This is a genomic window from Kitasatospora albolonga (genome assembly GCF_039535905.1).
GTDB classification, from domain to species: domain Bacteria; phylum Actinomycetota; class Actinomycetes; order Streptomycetales; family Streptomycetaceae; genus Kitasatospora; species Kitasatospora albolonga.
Genome location: NZ_BAAAYB010000065.1, coordinates 1 through 18,306, shown reverse-complemented (window position 1 = coordinate 18,306; position 18,306 = coordinate 1). Strand labels below are relative to the sequence as shown.

The following is an 18,306-nucleotide window of genomic DNA, read 5'->3' as shown; positions in this document are numbered from 1 at the left end:
CCCGGGGTGCTCCGTGCCATGTCCGCGCACACGCGATCGTCACAGGGTCGGCACGGAGCGCACGGATTCCGGTTGTCGGTCTTCACGGGGCAAGTGGCCTGCGCCACAAGGACGGTGAGTGTACGGATGGTGGGTTTCGCCCGGCGCAACCGGGTGAGACGCACGCCGGGCCGTACCACCGGAACGAGCGAAGGAGCCCCCCATGACCGTCGTCTCGCGCCTGCCCGGCGCCTTCGAGCACGAGTGGGACTGGCAGCTGCGCGCTGCCTGCCGCACCGTCAGCACCGACCTGTTCTTCACCCCGCTCGGCGAGCGCGGGCCCGAGCGCGAGGCCCGGGAGGCGAGCGCCAAGGAGGTCTGCGCGCGGTGTCCCGTGCGGGAGGCCTGCCTGCGCCACGCCCTGCTCGCGCACGAGACCTACGGCGTCTGGGGCGGGCAGACCGAGGACGAGCGGGAGCGGCTGTTCCGCGCCTCGCGTCGCCGTCGCCGCGCGGCGGCCTGACGGTCGGTGGCCCGACCATCGCTGGTTTGGCGGGCGTCGGTCCGGCGGGCGTCGGCCCGGCGGACCCGGACGCTTCCGCCGTTCCCACTCGAGGAGTTCACGCGTGCAGATCTGGACCGTCCTGCGGCCCGCCGTGGCGGTGGCCGCCGTCCTGGTGGTGCTGGTGGTGGTCGACCGGGTGGTGCGCCGCGCCCTGCGGCGGCTGACCGCCGCCCACCCCGAGGCCGTGGCCTGGCCGGTGCTGCGGCGCTGCCGGGTGCCGTTCCTGGCCGCCGCCGGCGCGGCGCTGCTGCTGGCCGGCGGATGGGTGGCCCTCCCCGCCGCAGGGGTGGTGCGGCACGGGCTGCTGATCGCCCTGCTGGTGAGCTGCGGCTGGCTGGCCGCCCGGATGGTGGCCCTGCTGCTGGTCACCCGGGCTGAGCAGGTACGCGAGCGGGCGGCCGGACCGCGATCCGGCGCGGGTGCGGCGGGTGCGGACCCAGGCGAGCCTGCTCGGCCGGGTCTGCGGGGCGGCCATCGCGCTGCTCACGCTGGCCGGGGTGCTGATGACCTTCCCGGCCGTCCGCACCGTCGGCACCAGCCTGCTCGCCTCGGCCGGACTGGTCGGACTGGTGCTCGGGGTGGCCGCCCAGAGCACCCTCGGCAACCTCTTCGCCGGGCTCCAACTCGCCTTCAGCGACATGGTCGGCATCGACGACGTGGTGGTGGTCGACGGTGAGTGGGGCACGATCGAGGAGATCACCCTCACCTACGTCGCCGTCGCCACCTGGGACCAGCGACGGATCGTCATGCCCGTCTCGCACTTCGTCGGCAGGCCCTTCGAGAACTGGTCCCGCCGCGGCCCCGGCATCACCGGCACCGCCGTCCTGCACCTCGACCACAGCACCCCGGTCGGTGAGCTGCGCGCCGAGTTCGAGCGCCGGATCGCCGAGCACCCCCCTGTGGGACGGCGCCGGCCGCGCCCTCCAGGTCGTCGACACCACGCCCAGCACCATCGTGGTCCGCGCGCTGATGACCGCCCGCAACGCCGATGACGCCTTCGAACTCCGTTGCTGGGCACGGGAGGAGCTGATCCGTCACCTCCGCCACCACCACCCCGCCGCGCTGCCCCGGGTGGCCTTCGCCGAGGCTCCGATGACGGGGGCCGGGACGGCTGGGAACACGATGACGGGGACCACGGTCGAGGGGCAGGGCGAGGGGCAGGTCGAGGGCCGGGGCGAGGGCCGGGGCCGGGGTCAGGCCGAGGGGTCGAACCGGGCGACGTAGCGCCGCTGCCAGGGGGTCTCGACGGCGTGCGGCGAGTAGTGCTCGCGGACGTAGGCGACCGCGCGGTCCGCGGGGACCCCGTCCAGGACGGCGAGGCAGGCCAGGGCGGTACCGGTACGGCCGCGGCCGCCGGCGCAGGCGAACTCGACCCGCTCGGCGGAGCAGCGGCGCCACGCCTCCCGGAGCGCCTCGGTGGTGGCCGCCGGGTCGGCCGGGAGGCGGAAGTCGGGCCAGCGGAGCCAGCGGAACTCCCAGGGGACGGGCGGAGGTTGACGGCCCAGCAGGTAGAGGGCGAACTCCGGCTCCGGGCCGGGCGGTTGCGGGTGGCTCAGGCCGCGGCCGCGGACCATCCGCCCGGAGGGCAGACGGAGGATCCCGGCCGCGGTCGGGTCCCAGGTGGTGGGGGTCATCGGGTGCTCCCGAAGGCGAGGCCGTCCAGCAGCGGGACGACGGTGGACGAATCGATCTCGACGGCCGCCTCGACGTCCTGCGGCCAGCCGCCGTCGGCCAGTTCGCGGCCCGAGGCGCAGGCCCGGACGGTGGCGGCCGGGTCGGGCGTCCCGGTGGCGGAAGCGGCGGCGAGCGCGGCCTCGGGGGAGAGCACGGCCTCGGGGGAGAGCGACGCCGTCCCCGCGAGGGCGGCGATCACCGCACCGGCGCCGAGCAGGTCCTCGACGGCGGGGCGGAGCGAACCGTCCGGCCAGCGCTCGCCGGCCGCGACCACGGCGAGGGGCCGCTCCGGCGTGCCGAGGCCCTCCCGGTGCAGGTGACGGGCGACGGCGGTGGCATTGCGCAGGCAGGCGGCGTACACCGGCAGGCCCCGGGCGGCGGCCGCGATCGCCGACCCGTTCGGGGACGGCAGCACCAGGCGCGGGGTGAACGGCGCCGTGCGCAGCGCCGCGGGGGAGAGCGACCAGGGCGCCCGGGGCGAGGCCTCCCGCCGCCCGACCGCCAGCTCCGCCGCCTGCCCGGCCGCGAACTCCCGCGCGGTGCCGTCCCGCCAGGGGTACGGATACACCCGCGTCCCGCGCTCCACCGCCACGCTCACCGCCGTGGTGAACGACAGCACGTCGACCACCACCAGCGCGGCCGCCCCGGCCCGCACCAGCCGCGCCGCGCCGACCGGCCCCCACTCGAACCGCACCCCGTACCCGGCCTGGGCACTCCACGTCTCCTCGTCCATGACGGGGCATCATCCCACCCTGCCGGCACCCGCATCCGGAATTCCGTTGATCATGCGGGGAGAGCGGAGCAGAGTGCCCGTCATGACGAGCGGTTGGGTGGCGGAACTGGCGCTGGGCGGGGTGGTGCTGCTCGGTTCGACGGTGCAGCGGATGGCTGGGATGGGGCTCGCGCTGGTCGCCGTACCGGTACTGGCCCTGCTGATCGGCCCGGGAGAAGGAGTCGCCCTGGCCAACTGCGCGTCCGGGGTGATCAGCCTGCTCGGGCTGGCGGGCAACTGGCGGGAGGTCAGGCCGCGGGCCATGGTCCCGCTGGTCCTGGCGGCCGGCGGCACCGTCCCGGCGGGCGTCTGGGTCGCCGAACGCCTGCCGGGCCCCGTCCTGCTGGTCGGCATCGGACTGGTGGTGACGCTCGCCGTGGTGGTGGTGCTGGCCGGTGCGCGGGCCGCCGCCCTGCGCGGCACCGGCGGGGCGGTGGTCGCCGGCGCGGCCAGCGGCTTCATGAACTCCTCGGCGGGCGTGGGCGGCCCGGCCCTCTCCCTCTACGCCGTCAACGCCGGCTGGACCGTCCGCGAGTTCCTCCCCAAAGCCCTCTTCTACGGCTTCGTCGTCAACGTCTTCTCCGTCGCCGCCAAGGGCCTGCCCCACCTCTCCCGCACCGGATGGTCCTCGGCGGGGGCCGGCATCGCGGCCGGCGCGGTGATCGGCGCGGCCCTGGCCGGACGAGTCCCGGAGCACTGGGCCCGGCGGGCGGTCCTGGGCATCGCCCTGGCGGGCGGGCTCAGCACCCTGACGAAGGGGGCCGTCGGCCTCTGACACCCCGGGGTCCACGCTCCGCTGGGCGAGCATCACCCGGCGTGCGTTGGCGTCCGGGGCGCGGTGCGCTCTCACTGCTCGTTCTGGACGTCACCTGGTGACAACCGTGGGTCCGGTGCCCGGGTCACTCCCGTTTCCGGTCCGGGTGCCCGTCCGACGGTCAGGCGGAGCCGCGGAGGATCAGGCGGGTGGGGGTGATGACGGAGGTGGGGGTGAGGGGTTGGGAGGGGGTGTGTTGAGGCGGCGCAGGAGGAGGCGGGCCATCAGGCGGCCCATTTCCTCGATGTCCTGGCGGATGGTGGTGAGTGGGGGTTCGGTCCAGGCGGCGATGGATTCGACGTCGTCGAAGCCGACCACGGCGACGTCGTCGGGGACGGTGCGGCCGTGGGTGCGCAGGACGTGGAGGGCGCCGGAGGCCATCTGGTCGGAGGCGGCGAAGACGGCGTCGAGGTCGGGGCGGCGCTCGAGGAGTTCGGCCATCGCGCGGCGGCCGCCCTCGGGGGTGAAGTCGCCGACGGCGATCAGGGCGGAGTCGCCGTCGGGGAGGAGGTCGCGGTAGCCGTCGAGGCGGTCCATGGAGGAGGTCTGGTCGAGCGGGCCGGTGATGGTGGCGATCCTGGTGCGGCCGAGGGAGCGCAGGTGCTGGACGGCGGTGCGGGCGCCGCCGCGGTTGTCGCTGTCGACGTAGACCAGTTCGCGGTCGGACTCGGCGCCGGGCCAGCCGGGGCGGCCGCCGATCACGGTGGGCAGTCCGACCCGGCGGGCCATCTCCGGGAGCGGGTCGCTCTGGTGGAGGGAGAACAGCAGGGCGCCGTCCACGTGGCCGCCGGCCAGGTAACGGCCGACCCGCTGGTAGTCCTGCTGGTCCTCGATGAAGAGGAGCACCATCTGGTTGTCGGCGGCGGAGAGTTCGCGGCTGATGCCGCGCAGGTGCTGGGCGAAGAAGGGGTCGGAGAAGAGGCGGCTCTCCGGTTCGGCGACCACGACGGCCACGGCCTGGTTGCGGCGGGTGACGAGGGTGCGGGCGGCCAGGTTGGGCACGTAGCCGAGCTCCTCGACGGCCTTCTGGACCTTCTCCCGCAGGGGCTCCCGGACTCCGGTGCCGCCGTTGATCACCCGGGAGGCGGTCGCGCGGGAGACGCCGGCCCGCTCCGCGACGGACTCCAGGGTGGGGCGGGGGAGCGGGGCGGCCGACTCGGCCTCGGGCTGCGGCTGGGCCACCTCGGTACTCCTCGGGAGGGCTGTGGGCAGGGACGTGGGGGATGTGCCGGTACAGAGCTTACTCGTATCGGGCCGGGTGTGAGAGCGCTCTCAAGAGGTGATCCTCCAGGGGCGCGCGGCAGGCGACGGTGGCGTCCGATTTCCGCCAGTCGCACCCTCCGGGGTGGCGCAGACTGGAGGACGTGACCGAGACCCTGACCGACGACACCCGCTACCGGGCGGTGGACAGCCGGGACGCCCGCTTCGACGGGGTGTTCTTCACCGCCGTCAGCAGCACCGGCATCTACTGCCGTCCGAGCTGCCCCGCCGTCACGCCCAAGCGCGCCAACTGCACCTTCTATCCGACGGCGGCCGCCGCCCAGGGCGCCGGCTTCCGGGCCTGCCGCCGCTGCCGTCCGGACTCGGTGCCCGGCTCGCCGGAGTGGAACCACCGGGCCGACCTGGTCGGCCGGGCCATGCGGCTGATCGGCGACGGTGTGGTGGACCGGGAGGGGGTCTCCGGTCTGGCCGACCGACTCGGCTACAGCGCACGGCAGTTGCAGCGGCAGCTGAGCGCGGAGCTGGGTGCCGGCCCGATCGCGCTGGCCCGGGCGCAGCGCGCGCAGACCGCCCGGCTGCTGCTCCAGACCACGCAGCTGCCGGTCACCGAGATCGCGTTCGCGGCCGGGTTCTCCTCGGTCCGTCAGTTCAACGACACCGTGCGCGAGGTGTACGACCGCACCCCGAGCGGCCTGCGCACGGAGGCCAACGGCCACCGCCCGGGCGCCGTGACCGCCGGGCAGATCGGGCTCCGCCTCGCCTACCGGGGCTCGCTGGACAGCGACCACCTGCTGGACTTCCTCGCCCTGCGCGCCGTCCCCGGCGTGGAGGAGGTCGTGGCCGACCCCGCGTCAGGGGTGCGGACCTACCGGCGCACGCTCGCCCTCCCCTACGGCCACGCCGTCGCGGAGGTGGACGGCCTGGGCCCCGGCGAGCGGGCTGACCGCGGCTGGCTGGACTGCCGGCTCCAGCTCACCGACCTGCGCGACCTCACCACCGCCGTGCACCGGCTGCGCGCGCTCTTCGACCTGGACGCCGACCCGGACGCGGTGGACGGACAGCTCGGGGCCGACCCGGTGCTCGGCGCACTGGTCCGCTCCCGCCCCGGGGTGCGCTCCCCGGGGCACGTCGACCCGCACGAGCTGGCCGTGCGCGCCGTCCTCGGCCAGCAGGTGACGGTGGCCGCCGCCCGGACGCTGGCCGGGCGGCTGGCCGAGAAGTACGGCGCGGCGCTGGCCGAGCCCAACGGCGGGCTGCGGCTGCTCTTCCCCACCGCCGGTGCGCTGGCCGGGGCGGCCCCCGAGGACCTGGCCATGCCGGACGCGCGCAAGCGCGCGCTGCGCGGGCTCTGTGCGGCCCTGGCGGACGGCACGGTGCGCCTCGACGGCGGCGTCGACCGGGAGGCGGCCGCCGCCGAACTCCTCGCCCTGCCCGGCATCGGCCCCTGGACGGTCGGCTACCTGCGGATGCGGGCGCTGGCCGATCCGGACGTCTTCCTGCCCAGCGATATCGGCGTCAAGCACGGCCTGCTCCGGCTCGGGCACGCCGGTGACCCGAAGTCGGCGGCGGTCGCGGGCGCGGCCTGGGCGCCCTGGCGCTCGTACGCGGTGCACCGGCTGTGGGCCTCGCTCACCCCGCCGGTCGGGGAGAATCCTCGGAAGGGCAAGCGGGGGACTGTGATTGACGGTGCGTCAGGAAGTGGGACGGCGGCATGACGGCGACGGTGTACACCACGATGGAGAGCCCGCTCGGGCGCCTGCTGCTCAGCGGGGTGCCGGACGGCACCGGCGGGGTCGCGCTGCGCTCCGTCACCGCGCCGGGCCAGAAGGGCGCCCCGGAGGGACCGGCCGACGGGTGGGTCGCCGACGACGCGGCCTTCGCCGAGGTGGTCGCGCAGCTCGACGCGTACTTCGCGGGGGAGCGGACCGACTTCTCGCTGACGCTCGACCCCGAGGGCAGCGACTTCCGCCGGGCGATCTGGGCCGCCCTGGCCGAGATCCCGTACGGCGAGACCGTCACCTACGGCGAGCTCGGCGCGATGGCCGGCCAGCCCCCGGCCGCCGTCCGCGCGGTGGGCGGCGCGGTCGGTGCCAACCCCGCTGCTGGTGATCCTCCCCTGCCACCGCGTGCTCGGCGCGAACGGCGCCATGACCGGCTTCGCGGCCGGGGTGGACCGGAAGCGGCAGCTGCTGGCGCTGGAGCGGCCCGCCCTGTTCTGAGCGCCGGGCAGGGGCGGCCGCCCGGTGCCGGCTCAGGGGTGGCGGTCGTCCACCGTGGTGAGGGCGCGGGCGAGGAGTTCCAGGCCGGGGAGGGCGTTCATGACGGCCTCGCGGTCGGTCTCGCCGAGGCTCTCCAGGGCGGAGGCGAGGCGGCGTTCGTGGGCGAGCTGCCAGTCGCGGAGCTGGCGGCGGCCGGCTTCGGTGAGGGCGATGCGGGCGGTGCGGCGGTCGCCGGGGTCGGGCTGGCGGTCGACGAAGCCGGCGTCGAGGAGTTTGCCGACCAGGCCGCTGACGGTGTTGGGGGCGAGGCGCTGACGGGCCGCCAGTTCGCCGACCCGGAGCGGGGCGGCGGCCAGGGTCTGGAGGAGTTCGACCTGCGCCATCGGCAGGGACTCCCACGGGTAGTCGGTGCGGATGCTGCTGCGCAGCGCCCGCCGCAGCCGGGTGATCACGTCCGTCAGCCGTTGGGCCCGCTCCAGGGTGGTGCCCTCGGCCTCGGGGTGGGCGGGGGTGGGGGCGGGCGGCGCGGGGTCGGGCTGTACGGACATGGGCGACAGCGTAGCTCGCGGTGTGCGGGGGGATCCGGTCACGTTCCGCTGGTTGGACGGGTAGCTCTGTGGACCGAATGGATCGGTGACAGATACATTTGTCATATGGCCACTGTGCGAGAGCTGACCGGACGCCTGCTGGTCGAGCGTCCCCGGCCCCGGCTGATCGCCTCCCGGCCGTACGCGCACTGGCTGGCCGTCGGTGCGGTCTGCCTGGGGGCCTTCCTCGGGCAGCTCACCGCGAGCGTCACCGCACTGGTCTTCCCCGCCCTGGAGTCCGCCTTCGACGCGGGCTTCGCGGCCGTCGCCTGGGTCTCGCTGGCGTACCTGCTGGTGCTGGTGGCGCTGCTCGCCCCGGTCGGGCGGCTGTCCGACCTGATCGGGCGCAAGACCGTCTATCTGGGCGGCTTCGCGGTCTTCGCGCTCGCAAGCCTCGGGGCCGGCGCGGCCGGGAGCCTCGGGGTACTGGTGGCCTGCCGGGCGGTGCAGGCGGTCGGCGGGGCGATGATGCAGGCCAACAGCGTCGCGCTGGTCGCCCGGGGCGTGCCCGAGCGGGCCATGCGGACGGCGCTCGGTGTCCAGGCGGCGGCCCAGGCACTGGGCCTCGCGCTGGGCCCGACCCTCGGCGGCCTGCTGGTCCAACACGCTTCCTGGCGCTGGGCGTTCTGGGTCAACGTGCCCGTCGGACTGGTCGGCCTGGTGGCCGGCTGGTTCCTGCTGCCCCGTACCCACCCGGACCGCTGCTCGCGCCGACCCCCGCGCCCTGAAGGGAAGTTCGACCTGGCCGGGCTCCTCCTGCTGGCCGGGGCCACCACCTCCGCCCTGCTCGGGCTCTCCGCCGCCTCCGGACTCCCGCTCCCCGCCTGGGCGGTGGCCGTCCTGCTGCTGCTCGCCGCCGCACTGGCGCTCGCCCTGACCCGTCAGGAGCGCCGGGCGGACCGCCCGCTGATCCCGCCCGGTCTGGTCAACACCCCCGGCATCCGCACCGGCCTGCTGATCGCCCTGGTCGGCTACCTGCTGCTGTTCTGCCCCCTGGTGCTCGGCCCGGTGGTGCTGGCGGGGGCCGGGGTGCCGGTGGCGGCCGCGGGGCTGGTGATCACCGCGCTGCCGGCGGCGTTCGCGGTGGCGGCCACCGTCGGCGGCGCGCTGCTGCCCACGCGCTGGACGGACGGCGCCCGCTGCCGCCTCGGGGCACTGCTGGCGGCGCTGGGGCTGGCCGGGGCCGCCGCGCTGCCCGCCGCCCCGGTGGCGATGGCGGTGCCGCTGGCGGCCGCCGGGTACGGGCTCGGGCTGCTGCTGCCGGCCAACAACGCGCAGGTGATGCGGGCCATCCCGCCCGCCAGTTCAGCGGTCGGCGGCGGGCTGGTCAACATGGTGCGCAGCCTCGGTACGGCGCTCGGCACCGCGCTGCCGGTGCTCGGCCTCCACCTGGCCGGGCCCGCCGCCGGGGGCCGTGCGGTCTTCGCGCTGCTGGTCCTGGTCGCGCTGGCGGCCGCCCTGGCCGCGGGGCGGGTACGGACCCCGGCGCGCGGCCCGGCCGATCGGCCCGCCCTGCCACGGCAGTCGGCCCGGGCCCGGCAGGGCTGACGGAGCGTCGGGAGACGCCGACGGGGCGCGGCGCGGACGGCGTACCGTCCGTGCCGCGCCCCGTGGGGCCGGTGCCTTCCCTCGCTCCGGTCAGGAGAGCGGCTTGGCGCCGCGCTTGTCCAGCATTGAGGTCATCAGGTCGATCTCGGCGGTCTGCCCGTTCACCATGGTCTGGGCGAGCCGCTTCTCCACCGCGTCGGAGCCGGTGTCCAGGTAGCCCTGGGCCATCCCGACCCCGCCCTTGTGGTGCTCGATCATCAGCTGGAGGTAGAGCACCTCGGCGTCCCGGCCGCTGAGCGAACGCAGCTTGTCCAGGTCGGTGTTGGTGGCCATCCCCGGCATCAGCGCGCCGTCGTGGGCGGTGAACTGGTGGTCCATCTTCATCCACGCCATGGGGGCGGCACCGGAGTGCTGGGTCAGCCCCCACTGGTCCAGCCAGCCGGTCATCATGCCGCGCTGGTTGGCCTGGGTGTTGATGATGTCGAAGGCCAGGGTCCGGACGTCGGGGTCCTGGGTCCGGTCCCGGACGATGAACGACATGTCCACGGCCTGCTGGTGATGGGTCGACATGTCCCGCGCGAAGCCGGCGTCCGCCGACTCCTGCGCGGGCGCCGCGGCGGCCGGCCCGCCGGAGCTGCTGCTGACCAGTGCGGGCACGCCGAGCCCGAGGGCCACGGCGGCGGCCAGCGCGGCCGGCCACCAGACCCGTCGGCGGCTGCCCCGCGCCTGCGCGGCGGGCTCCTGACCCTCCGTCACGGCGCTCTCGTCCCGGACGGCTCCGTCCTCGACGGTCACGGTCACATCACCGCCGCGCTGCAGGAGGCACCGGGCTCCTGGGTCTGCGGGCCGTTCACGTACTTGGTGAAGAAGGTGCCGACCCGCGGGTCGGAGGCGCTCTCCACCGTGAGCTGGGTGCCCCAGGCGGTCAGGGTGATGGTGCCCTTCTCGTCCGGGTAGGGGCTGATGAAGGAGTACGGGGTGGACTTCACCTTGGTGGAGAGCGTGGTGATGTCCTCGGCCGAGGCCTTCGAGCTGTACGTCACCCAGACCGCGCCGTGCTCCAGGGCGTGCACGGCCTTCTCGTTCTCGACCGGCTTGTCGTAGACGGTGCCCATGCAGTTGAGCCACTGCGGGTTGTGGTCGCCGCCGACCGGCGGGGTCTGCGGGTAGGTCACGGTGGTGGTGACGTGGTTGCGCGAGAGGTTGTCGAAGGTCTGGACGCCGTCGATCGGGGCCTTGGCGGCCGCGGTCTCCTTGTCCTTCTTCGCCTTGGCGTCGAGCGCGATCCACGCACCGCCGCCGATCATGCCGCCGACCAGCACCACGCCGAGGCTGATCGCCACGATCTTGTTGCGGCGGTCGCGGCGCTGCTCCTCGGCGCGCAGCTCGGCGATCCGGGCACGCCGGTCGGCGGTGCTGCCCTTCACGTTGCCCTTGCCCTTGGCGGACTGCTGCTTGGTCGGCTGCTTGGAAGCGGAACCCATGGAAGTGTTTCCTTGTCCCCGCCGGGCGGTGTCCGGCCGGCGGTATGCGGATTGGCAGGGGAAGCGGAGCCGCCCGGTCCGGCCGGTCGGCCGGAGCGGTCCGGGCGGTGGGTTCCGCTCAGCTCAGCTGGACCTGGAGGACGTGCAGGTCGGGCGCGAGGTCGAGATCGCCCACCGGCACGGGCCGGGAGGGCGCGGGCAGCACCTGCGGCGGGACCAGCCGCGCCGCGACGGCCGGGACCGGCTGCGGCGGAGCGTTCGGCAGCTGGGCCTCCGGCCCGCAGTACGTGTGCCCGGAGCAGCCGCTGCCCGGGAACGGCCGCTCGCCGTCGACCGAGCACCAGACCAGCTCCGACGGGAGCCCGGCGGCGTCCGACCGGTGGTGCGCGGTGGGCTGCCCGTCCTGGTGGAACCGGAGCTGGAGGTGGGCGCCCGGGAGCGCGGTCACGGTGGTCAGCGGGGCGGGCGCGGCGGCCGCCCGGGCCACCGCGTGGGCCGGGCCCGAGCACGGCAGGGCCAGCAGAAGACCGGCGAGCAGGAACGCCCAGAGCGCAGCGACGGGGTGGTGGCCCGCGCGGGCCCTCCCCGGCTGTGGTCTGGTGGCCCCTGGCGCGGTCATGCGCACATATTAATCAGCCGAACGGGTGAGGGTAGAGCCCCTTCGGGGGTCTGATCACCACCCCCCTCCCGGCTCGCCGCCGGGAATTCACCCAGCTGGCACCGTGCGAGGCCGCTGCCGCTCGGTCCGGAGGGTGCCGTTCCGGCCGCTGAGCCCATGGAGTGACCGGTTGTCGCCGAATGCCGGACAGCGTCGTTCTCCGTTCGGAAGAATGACGCCGAGTCCGGGAGCAGGCCCGCTCGGCAGACGGCCAGAGACCTACGAGGAGCAGCCGGATGAGCAACCAGGGCACACCGTTGCAGCGCGGCGACGGCTGGTGGCACGAGGTGTACACCGGTCCGGCGGCCACCCTGCCGGAGGCCCTGGCGGTGCCCGACGCGGCGGCCGAGGACGCGACGGTGGACGAGTGGTTCGACTCGGCGGCCGGAATGATCGGCGCCCAGCGGACGGCGGAGGCGGAGGCCGTCGAGGAGCCGGTCGAGCCCGTCGTGGCAGAGCCGACGGTGGACGAGTGGTTCGACTCGGCGCTCGGGATGATCGGGGCCCAGCGGGTGGCGGAGGCTCCGTCAGATGCGGCGGAGGCGCCGGCCGCCGAGGCCGAGCCGGAGCCGATTGTCGAACCCGAACCGATTGTCGAACCCGAGCCGATTGTCGAACCCGAGCCGGCCGTCGAGCCGGAGCCGGAGCGCGTGACGGTGGCTCAGGCGGTCGAGGCCGAGACCGTGGTGGCCGACCCCGAACCGGAGGCCGAGACCGAGGTCGAACCCGAAGCCGAGACCGTCCCGCCGTCCGTGTCCGCCGAGCTGTCCGTCCCGCCGCTGACGCCGCCCGCGCGGCGGGCGTACGCGCAGCAGCCGGTGCCGCACGTGGGCGACCGCCCGCCGACGTACGGGCCGGAGCCGACCGCCGTCACCGCCGTGGAGCCGGACGAGCTGGCCCTGCTGACCCCCGACACGGTGGTGGACGGCGCGCAGTACGGCGGGGCGACCGTCAGGGCCGTCTCGGTGCGGGGGGATTCGGCCCGGTACCGCGGCGAGGGGCGGCGGGACGCGCTGCTGCTGACCCGGTTCGGGGAGGGGGAGGACGGGCTGCTGCTGGCGGTGGTCGGCACCACGCCCGAGCCCTCGCCGTTGGCGGCGGAGGCCTGCCGGCAGTTGGCGGCGGCGGTCGGCCGGAGCCGGGCGGAGCTCGCCGCGGACCTGCGCGCGGGCGCGCGGGACCGGCTGCGCTACGGGCTCCAGCGCCTGGCCACCGGCGCGTTCGCCCCACTGCGCGCCCCGGGTACGCCTCCTGACGCTCCGCAGGAAGCCGCGCTGCACTGCCTGATGATCTCGCTCGACCCGACCGCCACCCACCGGGCGGCGTTCGGCCTCGGGCCCGGCGGCCTCTACCTCCTGCGCTCCGGCCACTGGATCGATGCCTACGCGGCCCGCCTGCTCCACCACCCGGACGGCCAGCCCCCGCACCCGGCGGGCCCGTCCCCCCGCTCGTTCCGCTTCCGGCTGGTCCCCGCGACCCCCGGCGACATCCTGTTGCTCTCCACCCCGGGCCTGGCCGACCCCCTCGCCGAGGAGCCCTCGGTGGCCCACTTCCTCGCCAACCACTGGGCCCACCCGCACCCGCCCGGCACCGTGGACTTCCTCCGCCAGATCCAGGTCCGCGCCAAGGGCTACGCCGCCGACCGCACCGCCGTCGCCCTCTGGACCGAGTGACGGCGCGTCAGAGGGGTCGCGGCGCGCCGCGTCCGACCGGCCTGGCAGGGCGTCCGGTCGGAGGTCAGTCGCGCAGCAGGGCGCGGGCGACGGAGTCGAGCTGCGACTCGGCCGTGGCGCGGTCGGCGCCCGGGAGCCCGATGGCCACCGGGACGGCCAAGCCGTCCAGCATCGCCCGCAACTGGACGGCGCGTTCGGCCACTCCGGCGCTCCCGACCCCGAACTCGCCCTCCGCGACACCCTCTTCGAGCAGGGCGACCAGATCCGCCTGCCACGGCGCCTCGATCTCCAGCTGCCCCTGCCGGATCTCCGCGCTCGCGGGGGAGCGCCCCCAGACCTCCAGCCAGAGCACCCAGCGCGGATCGCCCGGCCCCTCCGGCAGGTAGAGGCCCGCGTACGCGGCCAGCCGCTGCCGGACCGTCACCCCGCGGTCGGCCAGCGCGGCCCGGCGCCGCTCGCCGAGCTGTTCCTCGCTCCAGCGCAGGGTCTCCAGCAGCAGCTGGTCCTTGCTGCCGAAGTAGTAGAGGAGGTGACCCGCACTCATCTGGAGCTGCTTGCCGAGCCCGGCCATGGTCAGCTTCGCCAGCCCGTGCTCGGCGATGGCGGCCCGCGCGGTGGCGAAGACCTCTTCGCGCGGACGCGCCGGCCGACGGGTCCGCGGCTCGGCCATCGGGCTGTCCTCCCTGCTCGGGGTCGCTGTGGTGCTGGGCCCGGTCAGCCTCTCACGGAAGGGCGCGCGCCGATGATCCGGCGGCCTCGCGGCGCCGACGCGCGGTCGCGGAGTCCGGGCGGTTCCGGCGGTCGCGGCCGGCGAGGCGGCAGCCGAGGCAGTCGGTGTGGGCGGTGGTGTCGCGGACGCGCCAGGGCCACTGGGATTCGGGGCGGGGGCCGCTGGGCTTGCCCCAGCCGGTGAGGTGGAGGACCCAGGTGGTGAGGGCGCCGAGGAGGATGGTGGTGGCGCCGGACCGGAGGAGGGCGGGGGAGGCGGCGCAGAGGCCGGTGCCGGCGAGCGCGGTGCCGAGGGTGACGATGGCGGTGCCGGTCCAGCCGGCGAGGGTGTGGCCCATGTCGTGGTGGCCGTGGATGCCGCTCATGGCGGTGCTCCTTCGTCATGATGGGGGACGTAGGGCAGATGTCTTAGTTGCTAAGTATCTTAGACTGTAAGGAGATTTTTGGTGGAGGGCAAGCCGCGTCCCGAGGCGTCCCCGGAGCAGGCCCTGGCGGCGATGGACCAGCTGATCGCGCTGAGCCTGACCGGCCAGCAGGACATCGCGCAGCGTCTGGGGCTCGGGGTCACCGACCTCACCTGCCTCGGCCACGTGCTGGGGGCGGGGGCCGAGCCGATCACCGCCGGGGAGCTGGCCGAGCGGGCCAACCTGACCACCGGGGCCGTCACGGGGGTGGTCAACCGCCTGGAGAAGGCCGGTTACGCGCGGCGGCAGGCGGACCCGGCGGACCGGCGGCGGGTGCGGATCGTGGCGGACGGGACGGCGGCGGGGCGGTTGTACGAGGTGTACGGGCCGTTCTACGCGCGGCTGAACGAGCTGTTCGCCGACTACACGGCCGATGAGGTCGCCGTGCTGGCGGACTGGTTCACGCGGGCGGCCGGACTGATGCGGGTGCGGCAGGAGGAGCTGCGGCGGCCGGTGGAGGGGTGACGGCGGGGTGTCGGCGGGCTGTCAGCGATCCGTCATCCGCCCGTCGGTGAGTCGTGGGTGGGCCCTGTGATTCTGGACTCCCGGTGAACGAGAGGGAGTTGACGATGGATCAGGCACTGGTGGACCGGATGTGGCGTTACCTGCACGCGGGGTTGGCGATGGACCTGGAGGCCCTCGACGCGCTGTACGACCCGGAGTTCGAGAACCTGCGGGTGGACCGGTCGGGGCTGAGCGTGCGGCTGGTGAAGGAGCAGTTCATGCACCGGTTCCGCGCGCTGCGGGCGGAGGGCCGGGTGATCGGGGACTCGCTGGCCGACGTGTCGTTCCTGGCGACGACGGTGCGGGCGGACCACGGGTCGATCGTGATGCGGCGGGAGGAGGACGGCGTGCCGACGCTGTACGACTTCACCTGGCGCCGGGAGGGCGGCCGATGGACCACCCTGCTGCGGGAACTGACGGTGGAGCAGGACCTGCGGCCGTTGATCGCCGTGATCGAGGCCGGGGCGGTCGGTGCGGGAGCGGCGGACGGGGGGAAGGTCATCTCGGCCGGGTAGCATCCGGCTCGGGGCGGAGGGAACGCCACAACCAACCCATGGGGGATTCATGCGTGCACGTGCGAAGGGCCTGCTGGCCCTCGCGTTCAGCTCGGTCCTGGCCCTGACGGCCGTCTCGACCACCGGTGCCACCGGCGCGGCCGCGGCCGGCAGCCGGGGCCTGGAGATCGCGGTGCCGGCGTACGTCTGGCCGGGCGACCCGATGACCACCGCCCTGCAGGGCACCTCGCCCGCCGCCTCGGTGGTGGTGCTCAACCCGGGCAACGGCGACAGCCCGTTCACCGCCGCCTGGCAGGCGCAGGCCGACGCGCTGCGCGCCGGGGTCACCGCGACCGGCGCGCACACCAAGGTGCTCGGCTACGTGCACACCGGCAACGGCACCCGCTCGGCGGCCGCCGTGAAGGCCTCGGTGGACAACTACCTGAAGACCGCCGACGGCAAGCTGCACGTGGACGGCATCTTCTTCGACGTGGTCAGCCGGGACTGCGGCGCGGGCAACGCGACCCGCGACCACTACCTGGCGCTGCGTCAGTACGTCCAGTCCACCGTCGAGTCGGTGGCGCCCGGCACCGACGAGCTGGTGATCGACAACCCCGGCACCGCGATCGCCGACTGCTACCTGGAGCCCGGCCACCGCACCGCCGACACCTTCGTGACGTACGAGGGCACCTACGCCGGCTACACCGGAGGCGGCTGGCTCGGCGGCAACGTCTTCAACCTGACGGCCGGCTACTACTCGGGCGCCTCCTTCGACCCGAGCGGTACGGCCTTCTGGCACCTGGTCTACGGCGTGCCCGGCCAGGTGGAGATGAAGAGCGCGCTGGACACCGCGTTCGCCCGGGGCGCCGGCTACGCCTACGCCACCGACGACACCCTGCCCAACCCCTGGGACGCGGCGCCGGGTTACGGCTTCGCCGCGCAGACCTCGTACGCCGCGACCATCGGCTGACGGAGCCGTCCCGCGGGCTGCCGGGAGCGGGCCGCCCGGCGGCCCGCCGTGGGCGTGCACGCCGGGGTGAGCGCGCCGTCGGCGCTCACCCGTTCGTCTGATTGTCCGCCGGTTCCCGGGCCGGGGAGGCCCTGACGGGTCATCACTGGACGCATGGGACGAACCGGTACCGTGCTCCTCACCTCGCTGCTCGCGCTCGCGGCAGCCCTGCCGATCTCCTCCGACGTGGTGCCGGCGGCCACCACGGGGGCGGGGGAGCGGGCCACCGCCTGCTCCCGGGTCCCCGTGGTGGGGCACCGCGGCGCGCCCACCGTCGCGGCCGAGAACACCATGGCCTCCTTCGAGGCCGCCCTCCGGGAGGGTGCCGACTGGCTGGAGACGGACGTCCTGGTCAGCAGGGACGGCGTCCCCGTGCTGATGCACGACCCGACCGTGGACCGGGTCACCGGCGGCACCGGCCACGGCGCCGTCGCCGACCTGCGGATCGCCGAACTGGACCCGGCTGCGCGTCACGGTGGGGCCCGGCGGCCCGCAGTCGATCCCGCACCTCACCGAGCTGCTGGACCGGCTGCACGGCACCGGGGTCCGGCTGCTGCTGGAGATCAAGGACGTCGGCAGCCCGGAGGAGGCCGCCCTGATCGGCCGGCTGGCGGGTGCCGCGGCCGCCTCCGGGACGGAGGTGGAGCTGTACTCCTTCCACCCCCAGTACCTGCGGGCCGCCCACGCCGCCGCGCCGGACCTCCCGGTCACCCTGCTCCAGGCCTCCTGGTCCGCCCGCGAGCCGGAGGAGCTGCCGCTCTACGCCGTCTCGCTGGAGCAGGTGCTCGCCACCCCCGAACGGATCCGGGCCGAGCACGCCGCCGGCCGCCGGGTCTACGTGTGGACCGTGAACGACCCGGACGGCTGGAGCCGTGCGGCCGAGCACGGGGCGGACGCGGTGATCACCGACACCCCCGGGGCCGCCCGTGCCCGGCTGGATCGCGACTGCCCGCGCGGCGGCCACCGGTGGCGGAGCCTGACGGCGCGTCAGTGAGCCGCGGGCTGGTCTAGAGTGGCCCGCCATGATCACCGAGAGACTGACCCTCAGGGCGCTCGGCGCCACGGCGCCGAAGGCCCGCAGGCTGCTGCCCGCGCTGCTCTGCGGCCTGCTGCTGGCCACCGCCGTCCCGACCGCCGCGGTCGCTGAGCCGACCACCTACGTGACCACCGGACCGGTCTTCAACAACCCGAAGGCGCCCGACACCGCGGGCCAGAACGCGATACTCGGCCACCTCGGCCGGCTCACCGGCGGGCGCTGCCCGGCTCCACCGTCCGGATCTCGATCTACTCGCTGCGCTCCGACTGGTACGCGGGCAAGCTGGCCGAGGCGCACCGCAACGGCGTCAACGTCCAGGTCCTGGTGGACCACACCAGCATCGAGGCCGACGGCTCCGGGGCCACCCCCGGGTTGAAGGTGAAGAACACCCTGGACGCCGCGTTCGCCGAGACCGCACCCGCCGGGAAGACCTACGGCACCTCCTGGATCCGGGTCTGCGCGCCGGACCAGGCCTGCCTGGCGAAGAACGCCGAGCAGTACGCGCCGTTCAGCAACAACCACAACAAGTTCTTCCTGTTCTCCCGCACCACCGGCAGCGGCTCGCCCACCCTGGGCGTCCCGCTGGACGACGTGACCGTCCAGTCCTCGGGCAACCTCACCGTCTGGGACCTCAAGTACGGCTGGAACGATGCCATGACGGTGGTCGGCAACGCCGAGCTGCACGCCGCCTACCGCACCTACTTCGAGAAGCTGACGGCCTCTCAGGCCGCCCCGGACGGCTCGCTCCAGACCAAGGACTACCCCGTCGAGGTGCAGGCCGGGGCGGCCCGGGCCTACTTCTTCCCGCGCGCCACCTCCGACCCGATCGTGGACCTCCTCAACACGGTGGACGACCCGATCGGCACTGCCCCGGTC

At 74.9% G+C, this 18,306-nt stretch carries 23 protein-coding genes and 3 pseudogenes; 16 read left to right on the top strand and 10 right to left on the bottom strand.

Annotated elements, in window-relative coordinates; translation table 11 throughout:
- Positions 1-202 precede the first annotated feature (202 nt).
- On the top strand, positions 203-502 hold the full coding sequence (locus ABD946_RS16180; RefSeq protein ID WP_345284147.1) for a WhiB family transcriptional regulator: 300 nt from the start codon (positions 203-205) through the stop codon (positions 500-502).
- 97 nt (positions 503-599) lie between these two features.
- Here ABD946_RS16180 and ABD946_RS16175 read toward each other — a convergent pair whose 3' ends face one another.
- The gene (locus ABD946_RS16175; RefSeq protein WP_345284145.1) at positions 600-1,019 is read right to left on the bottom strand and encodes a hypothetical protein; all 420 of its coding nucleotides are present in this window, start codon (positions 1,017-1,019) and stop codon (positions 600-602) included.
- Between ABD946_RS16175 and ABD946_RS16170 the strand changes: the two genes are divergently transcribed.
- Together ABD946_RS16170 and ABD946_RS16165 are read left to right on the top strand one after the other, a co-directional pair.
- Positions 973-1,536 (top strand): mechanosensitive ion channel family protein, encoded by a 564-nt coding sequence (locus tag ABD946_RS16170; protein WP_345284143.1) that lies wholly within the window; start codon positions 973-975, stop codon positions 1,534-1,536. The two genes, ABD946_RS16175 and ABD946_RS16170, sit on opposite strands and share 47 nt — an antisense overlap.
- Entirely contained in the window at positions 1,514-1,768 is a 255-nt protein-coding gene (locus ABD946_RS16165) for a hypothetical protein (RefSeq protein WP_345284141.1), read from the top strand. Before ABD946_RS16170 ends, ABD946_RS16165 begins: the two co-directional genes overlap by 23 nt.
- On the opposite strand, the gene ABD946_RS16160 is transcribed toward ABD946_RS16165, so the two are convergent.
- Complete coding sequence (locus ABD946_RS16160) at positions 1,738-2,178, bottom strand: protein-tyrosine phosphatase family protein (RefSeq protein WP_345284139.1); 441 nt, start codon at positions 2,176-2,178, stop codon at positions 1,738-1,740. The genes ABD946_RS16165 and ABD946_RS16160 overlap by 31 nt on opposite strands.
- Positions 2,175-2,951: a 2-phosphosulfolactate phosphatase gene (locus ABD946_RS16155; RefSeq protein WP_345284137.1), complete on the bottom strand. Its 777-nt coding sequence runs from the start codon at positions 2,949-2,951 to the stop codon at positions 2,175-2,177. The genes ABD946_RS16160 and ABD946_RS16155 overlap by 4 nt, the downstream gene beginning before the upstream one ends.
- Positions 2,952-3,033: 82 nt before the next feature.
- On the opposite strand from ABD946_RS16155, the gene ABD946_RS16150 reads away from it, so the two are divergent.
- The gene (locus ABD946_RS16150) at positions 3,034-3,765 is read left to right on the top strand and encodes a TSUP family transporter (RefSeq protein WP_345284135.1); all 732 of its coding nucleotides are present in this window, start codon (positions 3,034-3,036) and stop codon (positions 3,763-3,765) included.
- 180 nt (positions 3,766-3,945) lie between these two features.
- On the opposite strand, the gene ABD946_RS16145 is transcribed toward ABD946_RS16150, so the two are convergent.
- Entirely contained in the window at positions 3,946-4,986 is a 1,041-nt protein-coding gene (locus ABD946_RS16145; protein ID WP_345284133.1) for a LacI family DNA-binding transcriptional regulator, read from the bottom strand.
- A gap of 182 nt (positions 4,987-5,168) precedes the next feature.
- On the opposite strand from ABD946_RS16145, the gene ABD946_RS16140 reads away from it, so the two are divergent.
- The 3 genes and pseudogenes from ABD946_RS16140 to ABD946_RS16130 all read left to right on the top strand — a co-directional run bounded on the left by ABD946_RS16140 (position 5,169) and on the right by ABD946_RS16130 (position 7,244).
- The gene (locus ABD946_RS16140; protein ID WP_345284131.1) at positions 5,169-6,740 is read left to right on the top strand and encodes an AlkA N-terminal domain-containing protein; all 1,572 of its coding nucleotides are present in this window, start codon (positions 5,169-5,171) and stop codon (positions 6,738-6,740) included.
- Positions 6,737-7,075, top strand: a pseudogene (locus tag ABD946_RS16135) (methylated-DNA--[protein]-cysteine S-methyltransferase); the annotation flags it as partial. The gene ABD946_RS16140 and the pseudogene ABD946_RS16135, both read left to right, overlap by 4 nt.
- A 37-nt stretch (positions 7,076-7,112) precedes the next feature.
- A complete protein-coding gene (locus ABD946_RS16130; protein ID WP_345284129.1) occupies positions 7,113-7,244 on the top strand; it encodes an MGMT family protein in 132 nt (43 codons plus the stop codon).
- Positions 7,245-7,276: 32 nt separating this feature from the next.
- Here ABD946_RS16130 and ABD946_RS16125 read toward each other — a convergent pair whose 3' ends face one another.
- Positions 7,277-7,792: a MarR family winged helix-turn-helix transcriptional regulator gene (locus ABD946_RS16125; protein WP_345284127.1), complete on the bottom strand. Its 516-nt coding sequence runs from the start codon at positions 7,790-7,792 to the stop codon at positions 7,277-7,279.
- A 105-nt stretch (positions 7,793-7,897) separates the two neighbouring features.
- On the opposite strand from ABD946_RS16125, the gene ABD946_RS16120 reads away from it, so the two are divergent.
- Positions 7,898-9,379, top strand: coding sequence for an MFS transporter (locus ABD946_RS16120; protein WP_345284353.1), 1,482 nt, complete (start codon positions 7,898-7,900; stop codon positions 9,377-9,379).
- 90 nt (positions 9,380-9,469) lie between these two features.
- On the opposite strand, the gene ABD946_RS16115 is transcribed toward ABD946_RS16120, so the two are convergent.
- The 3 genes from ABD946_RS16115 to ABD946_RS16105 all read right to left on the bottom strand — a co-directional run bounded on the left by ABD946_RS16115 (position 9,470) and on the right by ABD946_RS16105 (position 11,482).
- Positions 9,470-10,135, bottom strand: a complete 666-nt coding sequence (locus ABD946_RS16115; protein ID WP_380148941.1) for a DUF305 domain-containing protein — start codon at positions 10,133-10,135, stop codon at positions 9,470-9,472.
- 41 nt (positions 10,136-10,176) lie between these two features.
- On the bottom strand, positions 10,177-10,863 hold the full coding sequence (locus tag ABD946_RS16110) for a thioredoxin-like domain-containing protein (RefSeq protein WP_345284125.1): 687 nt from the start codon (positions 10,861-10,863) through the stop codon (positions 10,177-10,179).
- Positions 10,864-10,981: 118 nt separating this feature from the next.
- Positions 10,982-11,482 (bottom strand): hypothetical protein, encoded by a 501-nt coding sequence (locus tag ABD946_RS16105; RefSeq protein ID WP_345284123.1) that lies wholly within the window; start codon positions 11,480-11,482, stop codon positions 10,982-10,984.
- 275 nt (positions 11,483-11,757) lie between these two features.
- On the opposite strand from ABD946_RS16105, the gene ABD946_RS16100 reads away from it, so the two are divergent.
- Complete coding sequence (locus tag ABD946_RS16100; protein ID WP_345284121.1) at positions 11,758-13,194, top strand: hypothetical protein; 1,437 nt, start codon at positions 11,758-11,760, stop codon at positions 13,192-13,194.
- 64 nt (positions 13,195-13,258) lie between these two features.
- On the opposite strand, the gene ABD946_RS16095 is transcribed toward ABD946_RS16100, so the two are convergent.
- Both ABD946_RS16095 and ABD946_RS16090 read right to left on the bottom strand, forming a co-directional pair.
- On the bottom strand, positions 13,259-13,864 hold the full coding sequence (locus ABD946_RS16095) for a TetR family transcriptional regulator C-terminal domain-containing protein (RefSeq protein ID WP_345284119.1): 606 nt from the start codon (positions 13,862-13,864) through the stop codon (positions 13,259-13,261).
- A 52-nt stretch (positions 13,865-13,916) separates the two neighbouring features.
- Positions 13,917-14,288 carry an HGxxPAAW family protein gene (locus ABD946_RS16090; protein WP_345284117.1) on the bottom strand — a complete coding sequence of 124 codons (372 nt, stop codon included), beginning with the start codon at positions 14,286-14,288 and terminating at the stop codon, positions 13,917-13,919.
- An 81-nt stretch (positions 14,289-14,369) separates the two neighbouring features.
- Here ABD946_RS16090 and ABD946_RS16085 point away from each other — a divergent pair, with 81 nt between their 5' ends.
- The 7 genes and pseudogenes from ABD946_RS16085 to ABD946_RS16055 all read left to right on the top strand — a co-directional run.
- Positions 14,370-14,852 (top strand): MarR family winged helix-turn-helix transcriptional regulator, encoded by a 483-nt coding sequence (locus tag ABD946_RS16085; protein WP_345284115.1) that lies wholly within the window; start codon positions 14,370-14,372, stop codon positions 14,850-14,852.
- A 104-nt stretch (positions 14,853-14,956) separates the two neighbouring features.
- Positions 14,957-15,406, top strand: coding sequence for a nuclear transport factor 2 family protein (locus tag ABD946_RS16080; protein WP_345284113.1), 450 nt, complete (start codon positions 14,957-14,959; stop codon positions 15,404-15,406).
- A 49-nt stretch (positions 15,407-15,455) separates the two neighbouring features.
- The gene (locus ABD946_RS16075) at positions 15,456-16,355 is read left to right on the top strand and encodes a spherulation-specific family 4 protein (protein WP_345284111.1); all 900 of its coding nucleotides are present in this window, start codon (positions 15,456-15,458) and stop codon (positions 16,353-16,355) included.
- A 153-nt stretch (positions 16,356-16,508) separates the two neighbouring features.
- Positions 16,509-16,850 (top strand): annotated as a pseudogene (locus ABD946_RS16070) (glycerophosphodiester phosphodiesterase); the annotation flags it as partial.
- A gap of 19 nt (positions 16,851-16,869) precedes the next feature.
- Complete coding sequence (locus ABD946_RS16065) at positions 16,870-17,388, top strand: glycerophosphodiester phosphodiesterase (RefSeq protein WP_345284109.1); 519 nt, start codon at positions 16,870-16,872, stop codon at positions 17,386-17,388.
- Positions 17,389-17,416: 28 nt separating this feature from the next.
- Positions 17,417-17,806 (top strand): hypothetical protein, encoded by a 390-nt coding sequence (locus ABD946_RS16060; protein ID WP_345284107.1) that lies wholly within the window; start codon positions 17,417-17,419, stop codon positions 17,804-17,806.
- Positions 17,713-18,306 (top strand): annotated as a pseudogene (locus ABD946_RS16055) (phospholipase D-like domain-containing protein); the annotation flags it as partial. The gene ABD946_RS16060 and the pseudogene ABD946_RS16055, both read left to right, overlap by 94 nt.

Bases quoted from the DNA above. Each gene is read 5' to 3' on its own strand.
- ABD946_RS16105 (WP_345284123.1), bottom strand. From the start codon at position 11,482: ATGACCGCGCCAGGGGCCACCAGACCACAGCCGGGGAGGGCCCGCGCG.
- ABD946_RS16150 (WP_345284135.1), top strand. From the start codon at position 3,034: ATGACGAGCGGTTGGGTGGCGGAACTGGCGCTGGGCGGGGTGGTGCTG.
- ABD946_RS16175 (WP_345284145.1), bottom strand. From the start codon at position 1,019: ATGGCCGCCCCGCAGACCCGGCCGAGCAGGCTCGCCTGGGTCCGCACC.
- ABD946_RS16060 (WP_345284107.1), top strand. From the start codon at position 17,417: ATGATCACCGAGAGACTGACCCTCAGGGCGCTCGGCGCCACGGCGCCG.
- ABD946_RS16075 (WP_345284111.1), top strand. From the start codon at position 15,456: ATGCGTGCACGTGCGAAGGGCCTGCTGGCCCTCGCGTTCAGCTCGGTC.
- ABD946_RS16120 (WP_345284353.1), top strand. From the start codon at position 7,898: ATGGCCACTGTGCGAGAGCTGACCGGACGCCTGCTGGTCGAGCGTCCC.
- ABD946_RS16095 (WP_345284119.1), bottom strand. From the start codon at position 13,864: ATGGCCGAGCCGCGGACCCGTCGGCCGGCGCGTCCGCGCGAAGAGGTC.
- ABD946_RS16125 (WP_345284127.1), bottom strand. From the start codon at position 7,792: ATGTCCGTACAGCCCGACCCCGCGCCGCCCGCCCCCACCCCCGCCCAC.
- ABD946_RS16155 (WP_345284137.1), bottom strand. From the start codon at position 2,951: ATGGACGAGGAGACGTGGAGTGCCCAGGCCGGGTACGGGGTGCGGTTC.
- ABD946_RS16160 (WP_345284139.1), bottom strand. From the start codon at position 2,178: ATGACCCCCACCACCTGGGACCCGACCGCGGCCGGGATCCTCCGTCTG.
- ABD946_RS16165 (WP_345284141.1), top strand. From the start codon at position 1,514: ATGACCGCCCGCAACGCCGATGACGCCTTCGAACTCCGTTGCTGGGCA.
- ABD946_RS16180 (WP_345284147.1), top strand. From the start codon at position 203: ATGACCGTCGTCTCGCGCCTGCCCGGCGCCTTCGAGCACGAGTGGGAC.
- ABD946_RS16110 (WP_345284125.1), bottom strand. From the start codon at position 10,863: ATGGGTTCCGCTTCCAAGCAGCCGACCAAGCAGCAGTCCGCCAAGGGC.
- ABD946_RS16090 (WP_345284117.1), bottom strand. From the start codon at position 14,288: ATGAGCGGCATCCACGGCCACCACGACATGGGCCACACCCTCGCCGGC.
- ABD946_RS16080 (WP_345284113.1), top strand. From the start codon at position 14,957: ATGGATCAGGCACTGGTGGACCGGATGTGGCGTTACCTGCACGCGGGG.
- ABD946_RS16100 (WP_345284121.1), top strand. From the start codon at position 11,758: ATGAGCAACCAGGGCACACCGTTGCAGCGCGGCGACGGCTGGTGGCAC.